Genomic DNA, 22,607 nt, shown 5'->3' on the forward strand with positions numbered 1-22,607 from the left:
CGGGCCCGGGCCCGGCCGAGGCCGGCTTCGGCGCCCGGCCGGGGCGGTACGCCCGGGCCCGTACGCGGCCTGCCGGGCGGTGCCCTCAGGCCCAGCCCGAGCCGTGCCCTCAGGCCCCGAACGCCGGCCGCTCCGGGTCCAGACGGGCCCGGCCCTCGTGTGGGGAGGAGGCCTCGGCGAAGTGGCGGCGGGGGATGCGGCCCGCGCGGTGGGCCAGGCGGCCCGCCTCGACCGCGTGGCGCATCGCCTCGGCCATCAGGACGGGCTCCTGGGCCCGGGTCACCGCCGAGGCCAGCATCACCGCCGAGCAGCCGAGCTCCATCGCCAGGGCCGCGTCCGAGGCGGTCCCGGCGCCCGCGTCCAGGATCACCGGGACCCCGGCGCGCTCCACGATCAGCTCGAAGTTGTGCGGGTTGCGGATGCCTAGCCCGGAGCCGATCGGCGAGCCGAGCGGCATGATCGCCGCACAGCCCACGTCCTCCAGCTTCTGCGCGAGGACCGGGTCGTCGTTGGTGTACGGCAGCACGACGAAGCCGTCGTCGACCAGGGTCTCGGCCGCGTCGAGCAGCTCGACCGGGTCCGGCAGCAGGGTCCGCTCGTCGGCGATGACCTCGACCTTGATCCAGTTCGTGCCGAGCGCCTCCCGGGCCAGGCGCGCGGTGAGCACGGCCTCCCCGGCGGTGTAGCAGCCCGCGGTGTTCGGCAGCACGCGGATGCCGAGCCGCTCCAGGACGGACAGCACCGAGCCGCGCACGGTCGGGTCCAGGCGGCGCATGGCGACCGTGGTCAGCTCCGTACCGCTGGCGACGAGGGAGCGTTCGAGCACGTCGAGGCTGGGCGCCCCGCCGGTGCCCATGATCAGGCGGGAGGAGAACTCGGTGTCGCCGAGCGGGAAGACGTCGTCGGACATGGCTCAGCCCCCCTGGACCGCGGTGAGGACCTCGACCCGGTCGCCCTCGCCGAGCAGGGTCGCGGCCCACTGGCTGCGCGGCACGACCGCCTCGTTGACGGCGGCGGCCACCCCGGCGGGGGCGACGGTGAGGGTCGCGACGAGGGCGTCGAGGAAGAGCGGGTCCGCGAGCTCGCGGGGCTCTCCGTTCACGGACACGTTCACGCGTGCTCCAGGTGTACGGGGGAGAAGCGGCGGGCAGTGAAGGGGCGGGCTTCGTCGGGCAGCGTCCCGGTGGTCAGGGCCTCGGCCATGACGTCGCCGGTGACGGGCGTCAGCAGCACCCCGTTGCGGTAGTGGCCGGTCGCCAGGTGCAGACCGGGCAGCGCGCTCGGGCCGAGCAGCGGCGCGTTGTCGGGGGAGGCGGGCCGCAGCCCGGCGCGGGTCTCGGTGAGCGGCAGCTCGGTGATGCCGGGCACCAGCTCGTGCGCGTCGCGCAGCAGCTCGTACACGCCGCCCGCCGTGACGGTGGTGTCCCAGCCGAGCTCCTCGCTGGTCGCGCCGACGACCAGCTCGCCGTTCTCGCGCGGCACCAGGTAGACATGGCTGCCGCGGACCACCGCGCGGACGGTGCGGGAGAGGAACGGCGCGTACGCGGGCGGCACCCGCAGCCGCAGCACCTGGCCCTTCACCGGCCGGACCGGCGGCAGCACCCGCTCCGGTACGCCCGCGAGCCGGCCGCTGAGGCTCCCGGCGGCCAGCACCACCTGGTCCGCCACCAGCTCGTCGCCACCGGCCAGGACCGCGCCGCGGGCCCGGTCGCCGGAGACCGTGAGCCGCTCGGCGAGCGCCCGGTGGAACACCACCCCGGCCCGCTCGCAGGCGGCGAGCAGCGCGTCGGCGAGGCGGCGCGGGTCCACCTGGTGGTCGCCGTCCACCCGCAGCCCGCCCCGTACGCCCGGGGCCAGCATGGGCTCCAGGCGGCGGCACTCGCGCCCGTTCAGCCACTCCGAGGTGAGCCCGCAGCGGGTCTGGAGGGAATGCAGCTCGCGCAGATGCGCCCGGTCGTCGGCGTCGAGCGCGACGGCGAGGGTGCCGCAGGCGCGGTAGCCGACGTCGTGGCCGGTGGCCTCGGCGAGTTCGGCGACGAACGAGGGGTAGCGGCGGGCGGAGTCGAGGTTGAGCCCGAGCAGGGTCTCCTCGCCGAAGTGCAGTTCGGTGACGGCGGCCAGCATGCCCGCCGCCACCCGGGCCGCGCCGCCGCCCGGTTCGGGGTCGGCCACGGCGACGCGCAGCCCGCGCTGCGCCGCCCGCCAGGCCGTGACCAGGCCGATGATGCCGCCCCCGATGACGAGGACGTCGGAGATACCGCGTGTACGCGACATGGGCGTCCAGCCCCTCCCTTCGCCGGCATGACCCGGATCAGGTTCGTACGGTCGGAGGCCGGACAGCCTCCCTCTCAGCCCGGTGCGTCCGGGCTCCCGCGAGTGCTTTACGCCCGCCACACTAGCCGCAGGGCGCGGCCGGTCGCAGGCCCCTCCCTTCCTGACGGTCCGTCAGATGCGTAAGGTGGGCGGGTGAGCGAGCAGAAGCAGACCCAGCGGCCCACCGAGCGGCACATCGTGATCGTCGGCGCCGGCATGGCGGGCGTCCAGACCGCCGTCGCCCTGCGCGAACAGGGCTTCACCGGACCCGTGACCCTCATCGGCGCCGAACCCCACCAGCCCTACGACCGGCCCCCGCTCTCCAAAGCCGTCCTCCTCGGCACCGCCGAGGGCTCCGCCTTCGACATCGACTTCGACTCCCTCGGCATCACCCTGCGGCTCGGCCTCGACGTCACCGGACTGCGCCCCGCCGACCGCGAACTCGACACCGAGGCGGGCCCCGTCCCGTACGACACCCTGGTCCTCGCCACCGGCGCCCACCCGCTCACCCTGCCCGGCACCGAGGGGGTGCCCGGCGTCCACCTGCTGCGCACCCTCGACGACGCCGTCCGGCTCGGCACCGTCCTGGAACGCCGCCACGACGTCGTGGTCGTCGGCGCCGGGTGGATCGGCGCCGAGTTCGCCACCGCCGCCCGCGCGGCCGGCTGCGCCGTCACCGTCGTCGAGGCCGCCGACCGCCCCCTCGCGGGCGCCCTGCCCGCCGAGGTCACCGCGCCGATGACCGCCTGGTACGCCGAGAACGGCGCCGACCTGCGGCTCAACGCGCGCGTGGCCGGTGTCGAGGAGGGCAGGGTGGTCCTCGCCGAGGGCGCCGAACGCTCCGGCGAGCGCGCCGAACTGCCCGCCGACGCCGTGGTCGTCGGCATCGGCGCCCGCCCCGCCACCGGCTGGCTCGACGGCTCCGGCATCGCCCTCGACCCGAGCGGCGCCGTCACCGCCGACGACCGGCTGCGCAGCTCCCTGCCCGACGTGTACGCGGTCGGCGACTGCGCCTCGTTCCCCTCCGCCCGCTACGGCGAGCGGCTCCTCGTCCACCACTGGGACAACGCCCTCCAGGGACCGCGCACGGTCGCCGCCGACATCCTCGCCCGCGAGGCGGGGGAGCCCGCGCCCTACGACCCGGTGCCCTACTTCTGGTCCGAGCAGTTCGGCCGCTTCGTCCAGTACGCGGGCCACCACGCCGCCGCCGACACCCTGCTGTGGCGCGGCGACCCGGCCGACGAGGCCTGGACCGTGCTCTGGCTCCAGGACGAGGTGCCCGTCGCCCTGCTGACCGTCAGCCGCCCCCGCGACCTCGCCCAGGGCCGGCGGCTGATCGAGCGCCGCACGCCCCTCGACCCGGCGAAGGCCGCCGACCCGTCGGTCCCCCTGAAGGCGGCAGTCCGGTAGGGCCCGACTACCGGCTGTCAGTCCGGGATGGCACGCTTGTCCCGTGACCGAGATTGACGCAAAGACCGATGCTCTCGTCCCCGCCTGGCTGTTTCTCCCCGACATCGCGGAAATGCTCGATGTCGAGGTGACGCGCGTGCGCCAGCTGGTCAAGGAGGGCCAGCTGATCGCCGTCCGCCGCGGCGAGCGCAACGTGCTCCAGGTGCCCGCCGCCTTCATCGACGGCGACAAGGTCGTCAAGGGCCTCGCCGGCACCCTGACGCTCCTGCGGGACGACGGCTTCAGCGACGAAGAGATGCTGGAGTGGCTCTTCACTCCGGACCCCAGCCTGCCCGGCACCCCCGCGCAGGCCCTGAGTGAGAATCGCGGCACGGAGGTGAAGCGCCGCGCCCAGGCGCTCGCCGTCTGATCCTCCGCGCAGCACCGAAGACACCACCGCGGGTGCCGGGCCGGCCGTTCCAGGCCGGCCCGGCACCGGCACCACCCGACGGGGGGACCACCATGCCCACACCTCGCGCGCGCCTCGCCGACGCCCGGCTCTACCTGTGCACCGACGCCCGGAAGCGCCAGGGCGACCTGCCCGCCTTCCTCGACGCCGTGCTCTCCTCCGGCGTGGACATCGTGCAGCTCCGCGACAAGGGCATGGAGGCCGGCGAGGAGCTGGAGCACCTGGCCGTGTTCGCCGAGGCCTGCCGCCGCCACGGCAAGCTGCTCGCGGTCAACGACCGGGCCGACGTCGCCCACGCCATCGGCTCCGACGTGCTCCACCTCGGCCAGGGCGACCTGCCCGTGCCCGCCGCCCGCGCGATCCTCGGCGACGAGGTGCTGATCGGGCGCTCCTGCCACGCCGAGTCCGAGGCGGCCGCGGCCGCCGTCGAGCCGGGCGTGGACTACTTCTGCACCGGGCCCTGCTGGCCCACCCCCACCAAGCCGGGGCGGTACGCGCCGGGGCTCGACCTCGTGCGCTACACGGCGGCCCTGGAGCAGGACCGGCCCTGGTTCGCCATCGGCGGCATCGACGAGTCCACCCTCGACGAGGTGCTGGACGCGGGCGCCCGCCGGATCGTCGTCGTCCGGGCGATCACCGAGGCCGACGACCCGGCCGCCGCGACCGCCTCGCTCGCCAAGCGCGTCCGCGACCGCCTGGCGTAACCGCCGGGACCGGGTCCCGGCACGCCCACCGGCCACGCCGCGCTGGCCGGAAACGTGTCCAGAACCTGTCCATAACGCGGACGCGCCTTCAGTCTCCGCCCGCACCCCGTCTAACCTGCCCGTATGGCCCTTGGTACCGCTTCCACCCGCCCGGACCGCGCCCGCACGGTGCGGGACATCCTCGCCGAGGGGGGCACCTCGTACTCCTTCGAGTTCTTCGCGCCCCGGACCGAGAAGAGCGAGCAGAGCCTCTGGAACGCCATGCGGCGGATCGAGGCGGTCGCTCCCAGCTTCGTCTCGGTGACCTACGGGGCCGGCGGCTCCACGCGCGGCGGCACGGTCAAGGCCACCCAGAAGATCGCCTCCGACACCACCCTCACCCCGGTCGCCCACCTCACGGCCGTCGACCACTCGATCGCCGAGCTCCGCAACATCCTCGGCCAGTACGCCGACGCGGGCATCCGGAACATGCTGGCCGTCCGCGGAGACCCGCCGGGCGACCCGCTGGGCGACTGGATCGCCCACCCCGAGGGCGTCCACTACGCGGCCGACCTGGTCCGGCTGATCAAGGAGTCCGGGGACTTCTGCGTCGGCGTCGCGGCCTTCCCCGAGATGCACCCGCGTTCCTCCGACTGGGACACGGACATCAAGCACTTCGTGGAGAAGTGCCGTGCCGGGGCGGACTACGCCATCACCCAGATGTTCTTCGACCCGGAGAACTACCTGCGGCTGCGCGACAGCGCCGAGAAGGCCGGCTGCGAGACCCCGATCATCCCCGAGGTCATGCCCGTGGTGAGCGTGCGGAGCCTGGAGCGGCTGCCCCAGCTGAGCAACGCCGCGTTCCCCGAGGATGTGAAAGACCGCATCCTCGCGGTCAAGGACGATCCGGCCGCTGTACGCTCCATTGGCATCGAGTTCGCGACGGAGTTCTGCGCGCGGCTGCTCTCCGAGGGTGTCCCCGGACTGCACTTCATCACGCTGAACAACTCCAGGGCGACGCTCGAGATCTACGAGAATCTCGGACTGCACCAGCAGTCGTGACCGGCCGTACTCGCCCCTACCCGCGGCGATGGCCGTAGGAGAGGGGCGGGCATGGGGTGGACGGTCCTCTACATCGCGTTCGGTGTCGTGGCGCTGTGGCTGCTGGGTGAGGTGCTCCTCCAGTACAAGGCGCGGCTGCGCTGGCGGCTGCTCGCCTTCGGCGGCTTCCTCGGCGTCGTCCTCGGTGTGCTGCTGCCCTCCGTGGTGGTGATCGTCGTGGGCGCCGTCGCGTTCGCTGTCGGCCAGACCTATGTGACCCTCTCCTTCCGGCGCGGCTTCTCCACCGGCTGGGCCCTCGGCGGCAGTCCGGGCGCGAGCCGCCGCCGCAGGGCCGGCGGGAAGGCCGCGAAGGAGGGCCCGACGCTGGAGGTCAGCGACCTCTCCTACGAGCCGGCGGAGCCGCACGCGGAGGACTCCTTCGCGGCCGACGCCGACGCCTTCCCCGCGCAGGGGGAGGCGCGGGCCGCCGAGGCCACGGACGTGTACGAGCCCCAGCCGATGCCCGAGGACACCGGCCAGTACGCGGTCTACGGCACCTCCTACGACCAGCAGCAGCCCTACGCCGACGCCTACGCGGGCGGATACGAGCAGCAGCAGCCCGGCTACGACTACGGCGCCGAGGGCGGGCAGCAGTACGCGGCCTACTCCGACCCGTACATCGGCCAGCAGACGTACACCGACGTGGGCCAGGAGTACGGCACCTACCAGCAGCCGTACACCGACCCGTACGCGCCCTCGTACACGTACGACACCCCGCCCGGCGGCGTCTGGGTGCCCCAGCAGCAGGGCCGGGCCGGCCAGGACGGCACGCAGCAGCACCCGCCGGAGCAGCCGTACGGCTACGGCGAGGACCCGCAGCACCGCTACTGAGCCGGGCGGGTCACTGCGAGCCGCGGAAGTCCGCGCCCTCCACGATCAGTCCGGCGACCAGCGCGCCGGACATGCCCGCGTGCGCGAGCCCGCCGCCCGGGTGCGACCAGCCGCCGACGAACCAGAGCCCCGGGACCGGGGACGTGTTGGCGGCGGGCAGCCACAGCCCGCGGGCCCCGGCGAGCGCCGGTCCCGGGACCTCGGCGGCGCCCGTCTCCAGGAGGGTGTCGTCCGGGGTGCGGACCTCCTGCCACAGCAGCCGCTCGCGCAGCTCCGGCACGGCCGTCGCGGCCTGGCCCAGCATCCGCTCGGCGCACTCCGCCCAGGACGCCCGGATCCCCACCGTCGCCGTGACCGTCACCGACTCGTGCGCCCCGTCCGGCCGCAGCGCCGGGTCGTCGGGCCGCAGCACCGTCACCGTCGGCAGCTCCCCGGAGGCGTGCACGACCGTGCGGTGCGCGGCGCCGGACTCCCGGGCCCCGCGCAGCGCCAGACAGAGCGTCACCCGGCCGGTGGGCATCGGCTGGTAGCGCGGCCAGTCGTCCCCGGACTCCCAGCCCACGATCTGCTCGGTGTAGAGCGCGGGCACGGGCGCGCCCGCGACCACGTGGTCGGCCGCCACCGTCTCGCCGCCCGGCAGCGCGAGGCCGGACGCCCGGCCCCGCTCCTCCAGGACGTCGGTCACCTCGGTGTCGAAGACGAACTCCACCCGCCGCTGGAGGCAGCGCTCGTACACCGCGTCGGCGAGCGCCCGGATGCCCCCGGCCACGTACCAGCTGCCGAAGGTCTGCTCCATGTACGGCAGCACGGCCGCCGAGGCGGGGGCGGTGGCCGGGTCGAAGCCGTAGCTCTCGGCGTACGAGTCGAGGAGCGCGGCGAGCCGGGGGTCGCGCAGCTCGCGCTCGCCGATCCGGGCGAGCGTCGTCGTCGGGCGGCGCAGCAGGCCCGCCTTGGGCGCCGGATACAGCTCACGGCCCAGCGCCGAGACGTCCTCGGGCTGCGGCTCCTCCAGGAGGGGGCGCCGGGTGCGGTCCCAGGTCTCGCGGGCCCGCCCCATGAAGTCGCCCCAGCGCTCGCCCGCGCCCGCGCCGAGCGCCGCGTCCAGGGCGGCGACCGTGCCGGCCCGCGACGCGTTGGGCAGGTCCACGCGGGTGCCGTCGGCGAAGACATGACGGCTCGCCGGATCGACCTGCGTCAGCGTGACGCACTCCTCCAGCGGCTGCTTGCCGGTCTTGACGAAGAGGTCGCGGTAGACCGCCGGGACGTGCAGCAGCCCCGGGCCGGTGTCGAAGCCGAAGCCGTCCCGCTCGAAGCGCCGGACCCCGCCCCCGTACGTCGAGCCGCTCTCGTAGACCGTCACCCGGTGGCCCGCCACCGCCAGCCGGGCGGCGGCCGCCATCGAGCCGAGTCCCGCGCCGATCACCACTATGCGTGCCATGCGAGCGACCCTATCGGGCCGCTCAGAAATGCTCCGAACCGTCCGTCGGCGCGGGCTCCCGCTCCCTGACGCCCGCCAGCCGCCGCTCCTCGCGGCGCTGCGCCCGGCGCCGCCAGAAGCGGCGGATGCTCCGGGCCAGGAAGACCAGTATCACCAGGCCGCCCACGAGCAGCACGGCGGCGATCGAGGCGGCGGCGACCGGATGGAACATGGCGAAGGTGATGATCCCGGCGACCGCGAGGTCCTCCGCCGTGGAGACGCCGATGTTGGAGAAGGGCTCCGGCGAGGTGTTGACCGCCATCCTGGTGCCGGCCTTCACGAAGTGGCTCAGCAGCGCCGTCGTCCCGCCCACCGCACCCGCCGCGAGCTCCGGCAGCGAACCGGACTGCCCCGCGAGCAGGGCGGCGACCACGGCCCCGGCGATGGGGCGGATCACCGTGTGGACGGAGTCCCAGACGGAGTCGACGTACGGAATCTTGTCCGCCACCGCCTCGCACAGGAACAGCACGCCGGCGGCGATCAGGACATCGGGCCGTTGCAGCGCCTCGGGCACCTCGTCGGAGAGCCCGGTCGCACCGAACAGACCGAGCAGCAGGACCACCGCGTACGCGTTGATCCCACTCGCCCAGCCGCTCGTGAACACCAGGGGGAGTACGGACACGTCCGCGATCGTAGCCAGCTCTGAGTATCCGTACCTAGGGCGCGAGATGAGTAGGTGCGCGGATGGGCCGTGACCTGCGGGGAAGGGAGAGTGGACCGCACGGAAGGGGCGCGGCTCCGGCACCGCCGGCACGGGGCTGCGGAACGGGGCCGCGCGCCTGCCGGTCCCGGGGGTCCACGGGGGAACACGGGGGTGTTCTAGGGACTCGCGGGGGAGCACGGGGGAGTTACGGGGGAAACCGGGGATCCACGGGGGATACGCGGATCCGCGGGGTAAGACGGGGATCCACGGGGGATACGCGGATCCACGGGGTTAGACGGGGATCCACGGGGGATACGAGGATCCGCGGGAGTACGGAAGAAGCGCCGGTCCGGCGTGGCTCGGGGGGATCGAGCCTCGCCGGTCGGCGCTTCCTTCGTTGCTCGGCCGCCTGCGCGGCCCGGGTCAGCGGCCGCCCACGCGCCCGTGCAGGAGGCGCGAGAGCGCCGCGTGGACGTCGTCCAGGGAGCGCTCGCTCTGGAACGCCTGCCAGTCGAGCGCGGCCACCAGGACCATGCCGACCAGCGCCGCCGCCGTCAGCTTGACGTCGATCTCGTCGCTCAGCTCACCGGCCTCCACGCCCTCGCGCAGCACGCCCTCGACCACCGCGACGGCCTCCTGGCGGACCACCAGGAGCGTCGAGTTCCAGGCGCGGTTGGTGCGCCAGAGCTCGGCCACGTACAGCTGGGTGAAGGCCGGGTAGCGGTCGATGAAGACCAGGCCCGCCCGGATCATCGCGTCCAGCGCGTCGACCCGGCTGCCGCCCCGCGCCGCCGTCCCCTCGGCCGCCTCCCTGAGGGAGGCCGTCAGGAGGGCGACGCCGTGCCGCAGCAGCTCCTCGAAGAGCTCGGTCTTGCTCTTGAAGTTGTAGTAGACCGTGCCCTTGGCCACGCCCGCCCGCTCGGCGATCTCGTCGACGGTCGTCGCCGAGAAGCCCTGCTCCGCGATGAGCGTGACCGCCGCCTCGTAGAGCTTGGTGCGCGTGGCCTGACGTCTGGTGCTGCTGCTGTCCATGGGCTCGATTCTCACAGGTTCAGAGCGACAGTTCGGGGTGAAGCCGGTCGAGCGACCACACCTGCTTCTGGCGGGCGGTCAGGGCGGTCAGGGCCAGCGCGCCCACCGTGAAGGCGGTGAGGACGGCGACGGCCTGCCAGACCGGCCCGATGCCGCCACCCGTGATGAGCCGGCGCAGCGCCTCGACCACGTACGTCATCGGCAGGTACGGGTGGATGGCGTTGAAGAAGCCCGGACTGGTCTGCACGGGGTACGTGCCGCCCGCCGAGGTCAGCTGGAGCATCAGCACCGCGAGCACCAGGATGCGTCCCGCCGCGCCGAACTTGGCGTTCAGCCACTGGATGATGGCGGCGAAGCAGCAGGTCACCAGGGCGAGGAAGCCCACGGTCCCGGCGGCCCGCGCCATCTGGAGCCCCAGGCCCCAGTGGAGCACCGACATCAGCGCGCCGACCTGGAGGACGCCGATCGCGGCGACCGGCAGCCAGCCCGCGAGCGCGATCCGCCAGGCGGAGGCGCCGGCGGCCAGCGCGCGCCGGTTGAGCGGCTGGATGATCATGTACGCGACCATCGCGCCGACCCAGAGGGAGAGCGGGATGAAGTACGGGGCGAAACCGGTGCCGTAGTTGGGCGCCTTGTGCATCGACTGGGCGGCCAGCTTGACCGGGTCGGCCATCGCCTCGGTGCGCTTGTCGCGGTCCGGCTTGTCGTAGTCGGGGATCTGCTTCACCCCGTCGTTGAGACCGGTGGCCAGCTCGCCCGAGCCGTCGGCCAGCTTGAACAGGCCGCCGTCGAGCTCGCCGGCGCCCTTCTTGAGCTTGCCGACCCCCGTGTCGAGGCTGCCGGCGCCGGTGCGCGCGTCGGTCAGGCCGGTGTGCAGCCGGTCCGCGCCGTCGGCGACCTTCCGGGCGCCCGCGTTCAGCTCGTTGATCTTCTTGATCGCGCCCTCGACGTCCTGGTCCAGGTGCGGGGCGCGCCGGGCCAGCTCGTCGGCGTCCTTCTTCAGCTGGGCCAGCCGGGTGTCCAGGGTCTTCAGGTCGCCCTTCTGGTCCTTGGTCAGCTCGTGCAGGTCGTCGGCGACCTTGGCGACGTCGGCGGCGGAGACGGAGGCCTCCTTGAGGACCTCGCACTCCTGGGCGTCGGGCTGCGGGTTCGCCTCGCACCGCTTCTTGTAGAGCGCGGCCAGCTTGTCGTCGGCCAGGTGCGCGGCGCTGCGGGCGGCCGGCGCGCGGCGGACCAGGTCGTCCAGGTTGTGCCGGACGGCGGTCGTGGAGTCGGAGACCAGCCGGGCGGTGTCACGGATCGACTTGCCGTTGTTCGCCAGGTAGGGGCGGACCTTGTCGGCCGTGCCGTTCACCTTGTCGGCCAGCGCCTGGGTGCCGTTGGCGACCTTGCGCGAGCCGGTCTCCAGGTCCTTGGCGCCCTTGTCCAGCTTCTTGATGCCGGTGGACAGGTCGCCGCTGCCCTTCTTGGCGTCCTTGAGGCCGTCGGCGAGGCTCTTGGAGCCCTCCTTCGCCTTGTCGACGCCCTCCTTGAGGTCGTCGGCGCCCTTGGCCGCCTTGGCGGTGGCCTCGTGGATGTCGGAGAAGGAGATGAAGATCTTGTCCAGGAAGGTGCGCGAGGACTTGGTCGAGGCGGCGGTGCGCACCTCGGAGAAGACCGTCCGGGAGATCTGCCCGACGATGTAGTTGTTGGCGTCGTTGGTGCGCACCTTGAGGGCGCCGGCCTCGGGGGAGTCCCCGGAGCTGGAGGCGATCCGCTCGCTGAAGTCCGACGGCATGGTGAGGGAGAGGTAGTACCTCCCGTCCTCGACGCCCTCGCGGGCCTCGTCGTCGCTCACCTCGTGCCACTCGAAGACGGCGCTCTCGCGCAGGCTCTCGGTGATGTCCGAGCCCGCGGTGACCTTCTTGCCGCCGGCGGTGGCGCCGCGGTCCTCGTTGACGAGCGCCACGGGGATCTTGTCGAGCCTGCTGTACGGGTCCCAGAAGGACCACAGGTACAGGGCGCCGTAGAGCAGCGGCAGCAGCAGGATCGCGACGAGTGCGGCCCGCGGCAGCTTCCCCCTGCCGAACCGCTTGAGCTCAAGCGCGGCCAGTCGCGGCGAACGCATCGGCCTCCCCCTTCTGGGCCTTCTGGATGATGACGGTGTCCGTGTCCGTGTCCGTGTCCGTGTCCGTGGCCGTGTCCGTTTCCGTGGCGGGCGCGGGCGCGGGCGCGGGCGCGGGCGCGGGCGCGGCTTCGGTCTTCTTCGGCGTGGTCCGGGTGGCGGCGGCCGTGGAGACGCGCAGGGCGTCCTCCGGGGCCTCGCTGCACACGGCGAGGACGGTGGTGCCGGAGGCGGCGACGGACCGGAGCAGGGCCCAGGCCTCGGCGCGGTCGGCGTCCGAGAGCTTGAGGTCGGCGTCGTCCAGGGCGACGAGCCCGGGGCGGCCGATGAGGGCGAGCGCCAGCGACAGGCGCAGGGCCTCCAGGCGCTCCAGGTCCCGTACGGAGGTCCGGTCGCCCTTCGGCAGGGTCTCCGGGTCGAGACCCGCGGCGTGCAGGGCCTCGTCGATCCGGGCCCGGGTGGCGGCGGCGCGCTCGGCGGGCGGCCGGAGCAGCGCCTTGAGCGAGCCGTCGAAGCGGCGCTGGAGCAGGGCCCGCTCGCGCAGGTGCTCGGCGACGGTGAGGGCCGGGTCGAGGTCGCTGACGCCCGGCACCGGGCCGAGCGCGCTGATCCGCCGTACGGCCGCCATCTTCTTGGGCAGCCGGAGCCCCGCCACCTCCGCGTGGCCCTCCTGGGCCTTCATGCGGCCGGTGAGCGCGAGCAGCAGACAGGTGCGGCCGGTGCCGGAGGGGCCCTCGATGGCGACCAGCGATCCGGGCGCGGCCTCGAAGCCGATGCCGCGGAAGGCCCAGCCGCGCGGGCCCTTCAGCCCGTATCCGTCCGCGACGACGGTGGCGCCGTGCGCGTGCGGCTCGTCCGGGTGCGCGTCCACGATCCCCCCTAGGAATTCTTTTGAACTGACCGGTCAGTGCAAAAAGTTACCGCTGAGTCGCCCTCCAGGCAAAACAGCAGGTCAGCGGGATTGTCAGTGGGGCCGGGCACGATGAACACATACGGCCACAGCGCCGTCACCCGACGACAGGAGGCTCGTCATGGCCGGCCACCCCGCCGCAGCCGCACCCCGGCGCCACACCGCCGCGCGCCCCGCCCCCGCCCAGCTCGGACCCGCGTCCGACATCCACCCGGTCCCGCGCCGCGCCTCGGCGCCGCCCGCCGCGCTCGACCTGCTCGCCAAGGCCGCGGCCGGACTCGACGAGGCCGCCGCGCTCGACGTGCCCAACGAGCGGTACGCCACCGCCCATCTCGCCGCCCTGCGCACCGCCGCCGCCGTGCTCGCCGCCCGCGGCCGGCCCGAGCGGGACCCTCGCAGGAGGGCCCGCATCCGCAGCACGTGGGAGGTGCTCCCGGAGATAGCGCCCGAGCTCACCGAGTGGAGCGCCCTGTTCGCCTCCGGGGCCGCCCGCCGGGCCAGGGCCGAGGCCGGGATCACCGGCGCCGCGAGCCGGCGGGACGCCGACGACCTCCTGAGGGACGCGGCGATGTTCCTGCGGCTGGTCGAGCGCCTCCTGGCGCTCCAGCCGGTGCTGCCCAGGCAGCCGGGCGCCGAGGAGGCCACGGGATGATCGGGACCGGAGGCCCGAGGCCATAGGGTGGAGGGGTTCGTCCCCGTCACCGAGGAGTCAGCAACCGTGTCGGACCCTTCCCCTGTCTTCGGTCGTGAGGCGACCTCGCGCCCGTCGCGCGCCTCCCTGCGCACCGCCGTCGTCTGGGACGTCCTCAAAGACGCCCTCGACCGCCGGGTCAAGGCCACCGGGAACGACTGCCTCGATGTCCTCGACACGGGCGGCGGCTCCGGGAACTTCGCGGTGCCCGTGGCCGGCCTCGGGCACCGCGTCACCGTGGTCGACCCCAGCCCCAACGCGCTCTTCGCCCTGGAGCGGCGCGCCGCCGAGGCCGGCGTCGCCGACCGGGTGCGCGGGGTCCAGGGCGACATCCGCGGCCTCTTCGACGTCGTCGACCGCGCGGGCTTCGACGTCGTCCTGTGCCACGGCGTCCTGGAGTACGTGGACGACCCGGCCGAGGGCGTGCGCAACGCGGTCGCCGCGCTGCGTCCCGGCGGCGGCCTCAGCCTGCTCGCCGCCGGACTCGGTGGCGCCGTGCTCGCCCGCGCGCTGGCCGGCCACTTCACCGAGGCCCGGCACGCGCTGAGCGACCCCGCGGGCCGCTGGGGCGACGGCGACCCGGTGCCCCGCCGCTTCACCGCCGAGCAGCTCACCGGGCTCGCCGAGGACGCGGGCCTGGCGGTCGGCGCCGTGCACGGCGTGCGGGTCTTCGCCGACCTGGTGCCCGGCGCCCTCGTCGACACCGAGCCCGGTGCCGCCGAGGCGCTGCTCAAGCTGGAGGCCGCGGCGGCCGAGCTGCCGTCCTTCCACGCCATCGCCACCCAGCTGCACGTCCTGGGCGACAAGCGCGCCTGACACCCGCACGGCGGTGTCGCGCGGCTCGGGCCCCGGGACACCGCCGCACCGGCTGATCAGCGACGCAACCGCAGATGGAGTACGCCACAGGCCGCCCGTTCGGGGACTTGTCCCCGTATGATCGGGAGACACGATCCGGCATGACGGGCAGGGGGCTGGGGAATCAACGCCTCAGCATCCGAACCGCATGGCGGCCCGGATTGGCATTTGGCATTGAGGGCGGGTTTCACGGGGGCGATTCCCTGCCTATCCTGAAAGGGCCGCAAACCGGTCGCCCCCGCGACCGACGACTAGGAGGACTCCGTGCCGCTCTCGGAGCACGAGCAGCGAATGCTCGAGCAGATGGAGCGAGCGCTGTACGCCGAAGATCCCAAGTTCGCGACAGCGCTCGAGGGAAGCGGGCTGCGTACGTACACCCGGCGACGGGTCTACCAGGCAGTCGCCGGCTTCCTGGTGGGTATCGCGCTCCTCATGGCCGGAATGATCGCTCCGCAGATCTGGCCGCTCAGTGTGGTGGGTTTCCTCATCATGCTGGGCTGCGCGGTCCTGGCGGTCACCGGATGGCGCAAGGCGCCCAAGCCGGGCGAGCAGGCCCGGACGGCGGACGGCGGGCGACAGGCCCGGCAGCGACGTTCGATGATGACCCGTATCGAAGAGCGGTGGCAGCGCCGCCGCGACGAGCAGCAGGGCGGCGGCCACCACTGACCCGCCCGACCCCACGACGCAGCTGAGCCCCGTAGGACCGCACCACGGTCCTACGGGGCTCAGTCGCTCCCGACCTGGGGGGGCGGGGAGCCCCGGCCCCCCAGGTCCGGGTCAGGGCGACTCGGCCGACGGGCGGCGGAAGAGGGAGCGGGCCCTCGCCGACACCGTGGTGCGGACCGCGTCCCAGCGGGCGTGGGCCGCCCAGGAGACCCGGACCGCCGAGCGTGGCGCCAGCACCGCCCGCAGCCGGTTCCCGCGCGAGGCGGCCTCGTGGAAGCCCCGGCGGATCGACTCGGCCTCGGCGGAGAGCCCGTCCACCGGCTGGGGGCGCGGCGCGTACAGCGCCTGCTCCACCGCCCGGGCCACCCGGTGCACCGCGTCGGCCGCATCGGGAGCGAGCTCACCCAGACGGACCAGCCGCGCCGCCGTACCGCGCGGCGTCAGCGAGTCGTCCGGGGCCACCCCGTAGTCCCAGGCCGTGTCCTTGACCTCCGACCACACCGCGAGGACCTCGCCCGGCCCCAGCCGCCGCGCCCTCAGCCGGGAGCGCCACAGCCAGGGCAGGAGGGGGAGACCGAGGACCAGCAGGACGCCCGCCACAAGGAGGGCCAGCTGGAGCGGAGGCAGGCCCGTGGCGTCCGACTCCGCCGCACCCGCCGCCTTGTCCGGACCGCACTCACCCAGTCGGCGCAACTGCGGCGGGCAGCTCTCCGAGGCGCTGGGCGCCGCCGAGGGCTCGGCCGACGCGCCCGTGGAGGGCTGCGCCGACGGGGTCGCCGCCCCACCCGCGGACTGCTCCCGGGTGTACTCCGGCACCGTGCCGCGCGAGGGCGTCGGCTCGAAGCGGGTCCAGCCCGCCCCCTCGAAGTACAGCTCGGGCCAGGCGTGCGCGTCGCGTATGCCGACCGACAGGGAGCCGTCCTGCTGCGGGGTGCCCGGCATGAAGCCGACCGCGACCCGCGCCGGGATGCCGAGCGAGCGGGCCATCGCCGCCATCGTGAAGGAGAAGTGGACGCAGAAGCCCTCCTTGTCCTTCAGGAACCGGGAGATCGCCTGGACCCCGGTGCCGGAGTCGACGTCGACGTCGTAGCGGAAGCCGCCCTCCCGGGCGAACCAGTCCTGGAGCTTCACCGCCCGCTCGTAGTCGTTGCGCGCGCCCCGGGTGATCTCCAGGGCCGTCGCCTTCACATCGGCCGGGAGCGAGGCCGGGACCTTGGTGTACTCGTGGCGCAGCTTCTCCGGCGCGGCCGGCGCCGTGGCCAGCTGCTCGGCGGTGGGCCGGATGTCCAGGCTGGTCACCGAGTACCGCGCGCCCTTGGTGTTCTGCCCGTTGTCGCCGACGAGCATCCGCCCGGCCGGCTCGTACCGCCAGTTGCCGCCGATGGAGATCTTCGACGCCGGGTACGGCATCGGCAGCCACTTCTGCTCGTACGCGGCGGAGGCGACGAAGTTGCTGGTGACCTCGCTGGTCGTGACGTCCTGGGAGAGCCCGTCCGGCCAGGGCAGCAGCTCGGGCACGTCCTCGATCGGGCGGACCGAGGACTTCCACGCCGTCCCGTCGAACTGGTCGAGCGCGACCAGCCGCAGATACATCCCGGACACGTCCCGGGCGTTGGTGCGGTAGCGCAGCACCTCGCGGTCGTCCGGCTGGCGCAGGTCGTTCTGGAGGGAGACCAGCGGGTTGACCGCCGAGATCGTGCCGCCCTTGCCGCCGGCGCCCTCGCCGTCGCCGGAGCCGCCGCCGAAGATCCCGCCGCTCAGCCCGGGCAGGCCGAACGGCACCACCAGCGCGATGCCCATGGCGACCGCGCCGATCCGCCGCCCGGTGCGGGCCGGGGCGAACGCGGAGCCGCTCTCGCCGGCCGCCGAGCCGGGCCGGCCCGAGCGGTGGGCGCCGCCGAAGACCCGCCCCCACTGGGAGAGCCGGTCCCGGCCCTCGGCCAGGAGCAGCAGCAGATAGCCGACGGCGGCCAGCAGGAAGAACAGCCAGCCGGCGCCGCCGCCGGAGAGCCCGGCGGCCACCGAGTACAGGGCGAGCAGGGGGAGCCCCGCCGGCGCGGCGCTGCGGAAGGTCACCGCGAGGGTGTCCACGAGCAGCCCGACGGCGGCCACGCCGACGACGAGCAGCAGCTGGATGCCGGCCGTGTCGGGCGCGGGGATCGCGTACGTCCCGACGTCGTCCACGCCCGCCTGGAAGAGCGTGCCCAGGGAGGCGAGGGCCTCGGGCCCGGGCAGCAGCCCGAGGACCGCCTGCTCGCGGGCGAAGACCACGGTGAGCACCAGCAGCGTGACGACCGCCTGGGCGGCGATCGTGAGCGGCCGGGCCAGCGGCACCCGCCGGGTGATCGTGCCGATCCCGCTCTGCAGGCCCAGCACGATCGCCGCGGTGAAGATCCAGGTCGCCGGCTTCACCAGCGGCAGCAGCGCGGCCGACGCCAGGAGCGTCGCGCCGAAGGCCGCAAGCGTCAGCCGTCCGCGCCCGCTCATGACCAACCTCCGTACGTGTCGGCCGCGGGGGCCTGGTTCGGTGCGCCGCCGGTCTGCTGCCAGAGCGGGGCGAGGCGGGCGCCCGGGGGCACGGTGACGGCCGTCCAGCCGGCCTCCCGCAGCCGCCGCACCCGGTCCTCGACCGCGCCGGTGACGGCGCCGCCGGTCAGCCAGGTCCCGGAGTCGAGCACGAAGGCGAGGGCGGCGCCGCCGCGCTGCCGCATCCGCGCGGCCAGGGCCGCCTGCTCCTCGTCGAGGTCGCCGACGAAGGCGACCAGGAGGCCCTCGTGTCCGCCGCGCAGCACGTCGTACGCGCGGGAGAGTCCGGCCCCGTCGGAGTGGTCGACGACCGCGAGGGTGTCCAGCATCAGGCCGACGGCCTCCGCCGTGTTCTGTCCGGAGCCGGCGAAGCCCTCGGCGCCGTCCCCGGGGACCGTGCTGCCGGTGTCGGTGAGCAGCCGCACCGAGTAGCCGCGCTCCAGCATGTGCGCGAGGACGGAGGCGGCGCCGGAGACGGCCCATTCGAAGGCCGAGTCGGGTCCGCCGCCTTCGTAGGCGATCCTGCGGGTGTCCAGGAGCACGGTGCAGCGGGCCCGCTGCGGCTGCTCCTCCCGGCGCACCATCAGCTCGCCGTAGCGGGCCGTGGAGCGCCAGTGGACGCGGCGCAGGTCGTCGCCATGCCGGTAGGCGCGCGGGATGATGTCGTCGTCCCCGGCGAGCGCGAGCGCCCGCTGATGGCCCTCCCCGTACCCCGCGGACTCGCCGGCCGGTCCCACCGGCGGCAGCGGTTCGGTGCGGGGGATGACGGTGAGCGTGTCGTACGCGCTGAAGGAGCGGGTGAGCTCGCACATGCCGAAGGGGTCGTTGAGCCGCAGCTGGAGCGGGCCGAGGGCGAAGCGTCCGCGCAGGTCGGAGCGGACCCGGTAGGACACCTCGCGGCGGCCGCCGGCCTCCACCCGGTCGAGCACGAAGCGGGGGCGGGGCCCCAGCATGTACGGCACGTGGTCCTGGAGCATCAGCAGCCCGGTGGGCAGCCGGGAGACGTTGTCCATGCGCAGGTGGACCCGGGCCTCCGTGCCGGTCTCGACGCGGTGCGGGGTGAGCCGGCGGCTGCCCGCGACCCGGTGGCGGGTGCGGTGCAGCACGACGACGCAGACCAGCGGCAGCGCGGCGAGCAGCAGGCCGACGCGGAGCAGATCGGTCTGGCCGAGCACGTAGGCGCAGACGCCGGCGGCGATCCCGGCGGCGAGGAAGGACCTGCCGCGGGTGGTGAGTCCGGCCAGCGCGGCCCGCAGGCCGCCCCGGTCGTCGTCGCCGTCCTCCCGTGGTGCCCGCGGGTCGGCGGCGGTGCCCATCACAGCCGCCGGGCGCCGGGCTGCTGCTGGCCGTAGAGCGGTCCGGCGGGCGGCGCCGGGGGCGCGGCGGCCGGGACGGGCGTGCGCTGGAGGATGTCGCGGACGACCTGCTCGGCCGTGCGCCGGTTGAGCTGGGCCTGGGCGGTGGGCAGCAGCCGGTGGGCGAGCACCGGCGCGGCGAGCGCCTGGAGGTCGTCGGGCAGCACGTACTCCCGGCCGCTGAGCGCGGCGGAGGCCTTGGCGGCCCGCAGCAGGTGGAGCGTGGCGCGCGGGGAGGCGCCGAGTCTGAGGTCCGGGTGGCTGCGGGTGGCCGCCACGATGTCCACCGCGTACCGGCGGACGGCCTCGGCCACGTGCACCCCGCGCACGGCGTCGATCAGCTTGACCACGTCGTGGGCGTGGGCGACCGGCTGGAGGTCGTCCAGCGGGGAGACCGAGCCGTGCGTGTCGAGCATCTGGAGCTCGGCCTCGGCGCTCGGATATCCCATGGAGACCCGGGCCATGAAGCGGTCGCGCTGGGCCTCGGGCAGCGGGTAGGTGCCCTCCATCTCGACCGGGTTCTGCGTGGCGACCACCATGAACGGGCTGGGCAGCTCGTAGGTCTGGCCGTCGACCGTGACCTGGCGCTCCTCCATGGACTCCAGGAGCGCGGACTGGGTCTTGGGGGAGGCCCGGTTGATCTCGTCGCCGATCACGATCTGGGCGAAGATCGCGCCGGGCTTGAACTCGAACTCGCGCCGCTGCTGGTCGAAGATCGACACGCCGGTGATGTCCGACGGCAGCAGGTCGGGCGTGAACTGTACGCGGCGGACCGAGCAGTCGATCGACCGCGCCAGCGTCTTGGCGAGCATCGTCTTGCCGACGCCCGGGACGTCCTCGATGAGGAGATGTCCCTCGGCGAGCAGCACGGTCAGCGCAAGCCGTACGACCTCGGGCTTGCCCTCGATCACACCTTCCACCGACCGGCGCACCCGCTCCGCTGTGGTGGTCAGATCTGTGAGGCTCGCTCGATCGTCATAGGTCGTCACCCGGCCCTCCTCGGCCCTTCCGGCAGCACCGACACCTGCCCCCGGAACGAGGTCCGGGGGGTGTCACCCGTGCATTCTTGTTGCCGTGGCCGGGTCGTGTCACTTGCCTGCGGCCGCCCTGTGGATAACTCCGGGCGAATTGCCGGGATTTACGGCCTTACGCCGGGGTGATCTCCCGCAGCAGACCCGTCGTCACATCGAAGACGAAGCCCCGGACGTCGTCGGTGTGCAGCAGGAACGGGGAGGTGCGCACCCGCTGCATCGACTGGCGCACGTCCTGGTCGACGTCGCGGAAGGCCTCCACGGCCCAGGCCGGGCGCTGGCCGACCTCGTCCTCCAGCTCGTGCCGGAAGTCCTCGGTCAGCGATTCGAGGCCGCAGTTGGTGTGGTGCACCAGCATCACGCTGCGGGTGCCGAGCGCCCGCTGGCTGATGGTGAGGGAGCGGATCACGTCGTCGGTGACCACGCCGCCGGCGTTGCGGATGGTGTGGCAGTCGCCGAGTTCGAGGCCGAGCGCGGCGTGCAGGTCGAGGCGGGCGTCCATGCAGGCGACCACGGCGACGTGCAGCACGGGGCGCGCGTCCATCCCGGGGTCGGTGAAGTCGGCGGCGTACCGCGTGTTGGCCTCGACGAGGCGGTCCGTGACCGCGCTCTCGTCGCGTATGGCGTCGGTGGAGGGGTGCGCAGAGGTCGACATGTCTCCGACGTTAACGGTCACGGAGTGTCCGAGCCTGCTGTGAGAGTGGACAAAGAGCGCCAATGAACCTTGTTGTGAGGGAACCCACAGCCCGTACGGGGACGGGGCCGTCCGGGTGAGCGGTCCGGACGGATCCGGGAGTGCGGGCCGGGCGCGCGACGCGCCAGCCGGTTGGTTGACCGGCCCGTCCGGTGGACTAAAGTGACGCGAAGTTCACGGAGACATCGAGCGATTTTCGCCGTTTCTCCCCGTATGCGCGGCGGTACCTGCGGCTCGGCCTCCTTCCGCTCGCCGGTGGTACCTGTTCCCGCCGGACCTGAGAGGGCGCATTGAGCAACGACCGACACGTCCCGGTGATGCTCCAGCGGTGCCTGGACATGTTGGCCCCCGCCCTGGAGCGCCCCGGCGCGGTCGTCGTCGACTGCACCCTCGGCCTCGGCGGCCACAGCGAGGCGCTGCTGCGCAGCTTCCCCGAAGCCCGGCTGGTCGCCCTCGACCGGGACAAGGAGGCGCTGCGCCTCTCCGGCGAGCGGCTCGCCCCGTACGGGGAGCGCGCCACGCTGGTGCACGCGGTCTACGACGAGCTGCCCGAGGTCCTCGACCGGCTCGGCATCCCGCGCGTCGACGGCGTCCTGTTCGACCTGGGCGTCTCCTCCATGCAGCTGGACGAGGCCGACCGCGGCTTCGCCTACGCGCAGGACGCCCCGCTCGACATGCGCATGGACCAGACGACCGGCATCAGCGCGGCCGAGGTCCTCAACACGTACGCGCCCGGCGAGCTGGTCCGCATCCTGCGCGCGTACGGCGAGGAGAAGCAGGCCAAGCGGATCGTCTCCGCGATCGTCCGCGAGCGCGAGAAGGAGCCGTTCAGCAACAGCGCGCGGCTGGTCGAGCTGATCCGCGACTCGCTGCCGCAGGCGGCCAAGCGCACCGGCGGCAACCCCGCCAAGCGCACCTTCCAGGCCCTGCGCATCGAGGTCAACGGGGAGCTCTCGGTCCTGGAGGCGGCCATCCCGGCGGCCGTGAAGGCCCTCGCCGTCGGCGGCCGGATCGCCGTCCTGTCGTACCACTCCCTGGAGGACCGGCTGGTCAAGCAGGTGTTCGCGGCGGGCGCCGCGAACACCGCGCCGCCCGGACTCCCGATCGTCCCCGAGCGCTACCAGCCCCGCCTGAAGCTGCTCACCCGCGGCGCCGAGCTCCCCACCGAGGAGGAGGTCGCCGAGAACCGCCGGGCGGCCCCCGCGCGTCTGCGGGGTGCGCAGCGGATCAGGGAGGACGAGGCCGAGTGACGAAGCAGGGGCCCCTCAAAGGGCGGGCCGCGCGACTCGGGCGGCTGATGCCGTCCGGGCCGAGCAGCGCGGCCCGTACCCCCTTCGTCCTGCTCGTCGTGGTGCTGCTCGGCGGCGGCCTGATCAGCCTGCTGCTGCTCAACTCCGCCCTCAACCAGGGCTCCTTCGAGCTCAGCGAGCTGAAGAAGAAGACCACCGAGCTCACCGACGAGGAGCAGGCCCTCCAGCGGGACGTGGACGACAGCTCCGCCCCCGACGCCCTGGAGCGGCGCGCCCGGGAGCTCGGCATGGTGCCCGGCGGCAGCCCCGTCTTCCTCGACCCCGACGGCAAGGTGCGCGGCGTGCCCTCGGCGGCCGCCTCGGTGAAGCCCACCCCGAAGCCCACCCCGTCCACCCCGCCGGCGACCACGCCGAGCGCCGGGAACACGCCGGCCACCGGGAGCACGCCCCCGCCCGCCGGCGCGTCCGCGAGACCCGGCGACACGCCGAAGCCGCCCGCGTCCGGGACACCGGGGCCGCCCGCCTCGAAGACCCCCGACACGCCGAAGACCACCGCGACCGCCCCCACGACCTCCGGCAGGTGACCC

General features: G+C 74.0%; 22 protein-coding genes and 1 riboswitch. Of the genes, 10 read left to right on the top strand and 12 right to left on the bottom strand.

The window, feature by feature from the left end:
- Positions 1-109: 109 nt before the first annotated feature.
- The 3 genes from ABTZ54_RS10390 to thiO all read right to left on the bottom strand — a co-directional run bounded on the left by ABTZ54_RS10390 (position 110) and on the right by thiO (position 2,274).
- Entirely contained in the window at positions 110-910 is an 801-nt protein-coding gene (locus ABTZ54_RS10390) for a thiazole synthase (RefSeq protein ID WP_351659582.1), read from the bottom strand.
- A gap of 3 nt (positions 911-913) precedes the next feature.
- Complete coding sequence (gene thiS / locus ABTZ54_RS10395; RefSeq protein WP_351659585.1) at positions 914-1,114, bottom strand: sulfur carrier protein ThiS; 201 nt, start codon at positions 1,112-1,114, stop codon at positions 914-916.
- On the bottom strand, positions 1,111-2,274 hold the full coding sequence (gene thiO / locus ABTZ54_RS10400; RefSeq protein WP_351659588.1) for a glycine oxidase ThiO: 1,164 nt from the start codon (positions 2,272-2,274) through the stop codon (positions 1,111-1,113). Before thiO ends, thiS begins: the two co-directional genes overlap by 4 nt.
- A riboswitch (TPP riboswitch) is annotated at positions 2,272-2,384 on the bottom strand. Its footprint overlaps the gene before it by 3 nt.
- 82 nt (positions 2,385-2,466) lie before the next feature.
- Between thiO and ABTZ54_RS10405 the strand changes: the two genes are divergently transcribed.
- The 5 genes from ABTZ54_RS10405 to ABTZ54_RS10425 all read left to right on the top strand — a co-directional run bounded on the left by ABTZ54_RS10405 (position 2,467) and on the right by ABTZ54_RS10425 (position 6,786).
- On the top strand, positions 2,467-3,723 hold the full coding sequence (locus tag ABTZ54_RS10405; RefSeq protein WP_351659591.1) for an NAD(P)/FAD-dependent oxidoreductase: 1,257 nt from the start codon (positions 2,467-2,469) through the stop codon (positions 3,721-3,723).
- A gap of 43 nt (positions 3,724-3,766) precedes the next feature.
- Complete coding sequence (locus tag ABTZ54_RS10410; RefSeq protein ID WP_132915613.1) at positions 3,767-4,132, top strand: Rv2175c family DNA-binding protein; 366 nt, start codon at positions 3,767-3,769, stop codon at positions 4,130-4,132.
- 92 nt (positions 4,133-4,224) lie between these two features.
- On the top strand, positions 4,225-4,875 hold the full coding sequence (gene thiE, locus ABTZ54_RS10415; RefSeq protein WP_351659594.1) for a thiamine phosphate synthase: 651 nt from the start codon (positions 4,225-4,227) through the stop codon (positions 4,873-4,875).
- A 123-nt stretch (positions 4,876-4,998) separates the two neighbouring features.
- The gene (gene metF, locus ABTZ54_RS10420) at positions 4,999-5,916 is read left to right on the top strand and encodes a methylenetetrahydrofolate reductase [NAD(P)H] (RefSeq protein WP_351659597.1); all 918 of its coding nucleotides are present in this window, start codon (positions 4,999-5,001) and stop codon (positions 5,914-5,916) included.
- A gap of 51 nt (positions 5,917-5,967) precedes the next feature.
- Positions 5,968-6,786, top strand: a complete 819-nt coding sequence (locus tag ABTZ54_RS10425; protein ID WP_351659600.1) for a hypothetical protein — start codon at positions 5,968-5,970, stop codon at positions 6,784-6,786.
- Between the two features lie 10 nt (positions 6,787-6,796).
- Here the strand turns inward: ABTZ54_RS10425 and ABTZ54_RS10430 are convergent, their stop codons facing one another.
- The 5 genes from ABTZ54_RS10430 to ABTZ54_RS10450 all read right to left on the bottom strand — a co-directional run bounded on the left by ABTZ54_RS10430 (position 6,797) and on the right by ABTZ54_RS10450 (position 12,913).
- Entirely contained in the window at positions 6,797-8,224 is a 1,428-nt protein-coding gene (locus ABTZ54_RS10430; protein ID WP_351659602.1) for a phytoene desaturase family protein, read from the bottom strand.
- 22 nt (positions 8,225-8,246) lie between these two features.
- The gene (locus ABTZ54_RS10435) at positions 8,247-8,885 is read right to left on the bottom strand and encodes a DUF4126 domain-containing protein (protein ID WP_351659605.1); all 639 of its coding nucleotides are present in this window, start codon (positions 8,883-8,885) and stop codon (positions 8,247-8,249) included.
- A gap of 444 nt (positions 8,886-9,329) precedes the next feature.
- Positions 9,330-9,938: a TetR/AcrR family transcriptional regulator gene (locus tag ABTZ54_RS10440; protein ID WP_351659608.1), complete on the bottom strand. Its 609-nt coding sequence runs from the start codon at positions 9,936-9,938 to the stop codon at positions 9,330-9,332.
- Between the two features lie 19 nt (positions 9,939-9,957).
- Complete coding sequence (locus ABTZ54_RS10445; protein ID WP_351659610.1) at positions 9,958-12,045, bottom strand: YhgE/Pip family protein; 2,088 nt, start codon at positions 12,043-12,045, stop codon at positions 9,958-9,960.
- Positions 12,017-12,913, bottom strand: a complete 897-nt coding sequence (locus tag ABTZ54_RS10450) for an ATP-binding cassette domain-containing protein (protein ID WP_351659613.1) — start codon at positions 12,911-12,913, stop codon at positions 12,017-12,019. Before ABTZ54_RS10450 ends, ABTZ54_RS10445 begins: the two co-directional genes overlap by 29 nt.
- A gap of 160 nt (positions 12,914-13,073) precedes the next feature.
- Here ABTZ54_RS10450 and ABTZ54_RS10455 point away from each other — a divergent pair, with 160 nt between their 5' ends.
- The 3 genes from ABTZ54_RS10455 (at position 13,074) to ABTZ54_RS10465 (ending at position 15,164) form a co-directional block, all read left to right on the top strand.
- Positions 13,074-13,604, top strand: a complete 531-nt coding sequence (locus tag ABTZ54_RS10455) for an SAV_6107 family HEPN domain-containing protein (RefSeq protein ID WP_351659616.1) — start codon at positions 13,074-13,076, stop codon at positions 13,602-13,604.
- A 66-nt stretch (positions 13,605-13,670) separates the two neighbouring features.
- A complete protein-coding gene (locus ABTZ54_RS10460; RefSeq protein ID WP_351659619.1) occupies positions 13,671-14,459 on the top strand; it encodes a methyltransferase in 789 nt (262 codons plus the stop codon).
- A gap of 303 nt (positions 14,460-14,762) precedes the next feature.
- Entirely contained in the window at positions 14,763-15,164 is a 402-nt protein-coding gene (locus ABTZ54_RS10465; protein ID WP_351659622.1) for an SCO2097 family morphological protein, read from the top strand.
- A 111-nt stretch (positions 15,165-15,275) separates the two neighbouring features.
- On the opposite strand, the gene ABTZ54_RS10470 is transcribed toward ABTZ54_RS10465, so the two are convergent.
- The 4 genes from ABTZ54_RS10470 to ABTZ54_RS10485 form a co-directional block, all read right to left on the bottom strand.
- Positions 15,276-17,651, bottom strand: coding sequence for a transglutaminase TgpA family protein (locus tag ABTZ54_RS10470; RefSeq protein ID WP_351659625.1), 2,376 nt, complete (start codon positions 17,649-17,651; stop codon positions 15,276-15,278).
- Positions 17,648-19,006 (bottom strand): DUF58 domain-containing protein, encoded by a 1,359-nt coding sequence (locus ABTZ54_RS10475; RefSeq protein WP_351659627.1) that lies wholly within the window; start codon positions 19,004-19,006, stop codon positions 17,648-17,650. Before ABTZ54_RS10475 ends, ABTZ54_RS10470 begins: the two co-directional genes overlap by 4 nt.
- Positions 19,006-20,034: an AAA family ATPase gene (locus ABTZ54_RS10480; protein ID WP_351659630.1), complete on the bottom strand. Its 1,029-nt coding sequence runs from the start codon at positions 20,032-20,034 to the stop codon at positions 19,006-19,008. The genes ABTZ54_RS10475 and ABTZ54_RS10480 overlap by 1 nt, the downstream gene beginning before the upstream one ends.
- Before the next feature lie 157 nt (positions 20,035-20,191).
- Positions 20,192-20,731 (bottom strand): beta-class carbonic anhydrase, encoded by a 540-nt coding sequence (locus tag ABTZ54_RS10485; protein WP_351659633.1) that lies wholly within the window; start codon positions 20,729-20,731, stop codon positions 20,192-20,194.
- A gap of 329 nt (positions 20,732-21,060) precedes the next feature.
- Here ABTZ54_RS10485 and rsmH point away from each other — a divergent pair, with 329 nt between their 5' ends.
- Positions 21,061-22,020 (top strand): 16S rRNA (cytosine(1402)-N(4))-methyltransferase RsmH, encoded by a 960-nt coding sequence (gene rsmH, locus ABTZ54_RS10490; protein WP_351659636.1) that lies wholly within the window; start codon positions 21,061-21,063, stop codon positions 22,018-22,020.
- Positions 22,021-22,067: 47 nt separating this feature from the next.
- Entirely contained in the window at positions 22,068-22,604 is a 537-nt protein-coding gene (ftsL, locus tag ABTZ54_RS10495; protein WP_502997224.1) for a cell division protein FtsL, read from the top strand.
- Positions 22,605-22,607: the final 3 nt, after the last annotated feature.

This window comes from Streptomyces sp. NPDC094032, from assembly GCF_040303965.1.
GTDB lineage: Bacteria > Actinomycetota > Actinomycetes > Streptomycetales > Streptomycetaceae > Streptomyces.

Excerpts from the sequence above, each read along its gene's own strand:
- ABTZ54_RS10390 (WP_351659582.1), bottom strand. The coding sequence starts at position 910 with ATGTCCGACGACGTCTTCCCGCTCGGCGACACCGAGTTCTCCTCCCGC.
- thiO (WP_351659588.1), bottom strand. The coding sequence starts at position 2,274 with ATGTCGCGTACACGCGGTATCTCCGACGTCCTCGTCATCGGGGGCGGC.
- thiE (WP_351659594.1), top strand. The coding sequence starts at position 4,225 with ATGCCCACACCTCGCGCGCGCCTCGCCGACGCCCGGCTCTACCTGTGC.
- metF (WP_351659597.1), top strand. The coding sequence starts at position 4,999 with ATGGCCCTTGGTACCGCTTCCACCCGCCCGGACCGCGCCCGCACGGTG.
- ABTZ54_RS10425 (WP_351659600.1), top strand. The coding sequence starts at position 5,968 with ATGGGGTGGACGGTCCTCTACATCGCGTTCGGTGTCGTGGCGCTGTGG.
- ABTZ54_RS10430 (WP_351659602.1), bottom strand. The coding sequence starts at position 8,224 with ATGGCACGCATAGTGGTGATCGGCGCGGGACTCGGCTCGATGGCGGCC.
- ABTZ54_RS10440 (WP_351659608.1), bottom strand. The coding sequence starts at position 9,938 with ATGGACAGCAGCAGCACCAGACGTCAGGCCACGCGCACCAAGCTCTAC.
- ABTZ54_RS10445 (WP_351659610.1), bottom strand. The coding sequence starts at position 12,045 with ATGCGTTCGCCGCGACTGGCCGCGCTTGAGCTCAAGCGGTTCGGCAGG.
- ABTZ54_RS10455 (WP_351659616.1), top strand. The coding sequence starts at position 13,074 with ATGGCCGGCCACCCCGCCGCAGCCGCACCCCGGCGCCACACCGCCGCG.
- ABTZ54_RS10470 (WP_351659625.1), bottom strand. The coding sequence starts at position 17,651 with ATGAGCGGGCGCGGACGGCTGACGCTTGCGGCCTTCGGCGCGACGCTC.
- ABTZ54_RS10475 (WP_351659627.1), bottom strand. The coding sequence starts at position 19,006 with ATGGGCACCGCCGCCGACCCGCGGGCACCACGGGAGGACGGCGACGAC.
- ABTZ54_RS10485 (WP_351659633.1), bottom strand. The coding sequence starts at position 20,731 with ATGTCGACCTCTGCGCACCCCTCCACCGACGCCATACGCGACGAGAGC.
- ftsL (WP_502997224.1), top strand. The coding sequence starts at position 22,068 with ATGCCGTCCGGGCCGAGCAGCGCGGCCCGTACCCCCTTCGTCCTGCTC.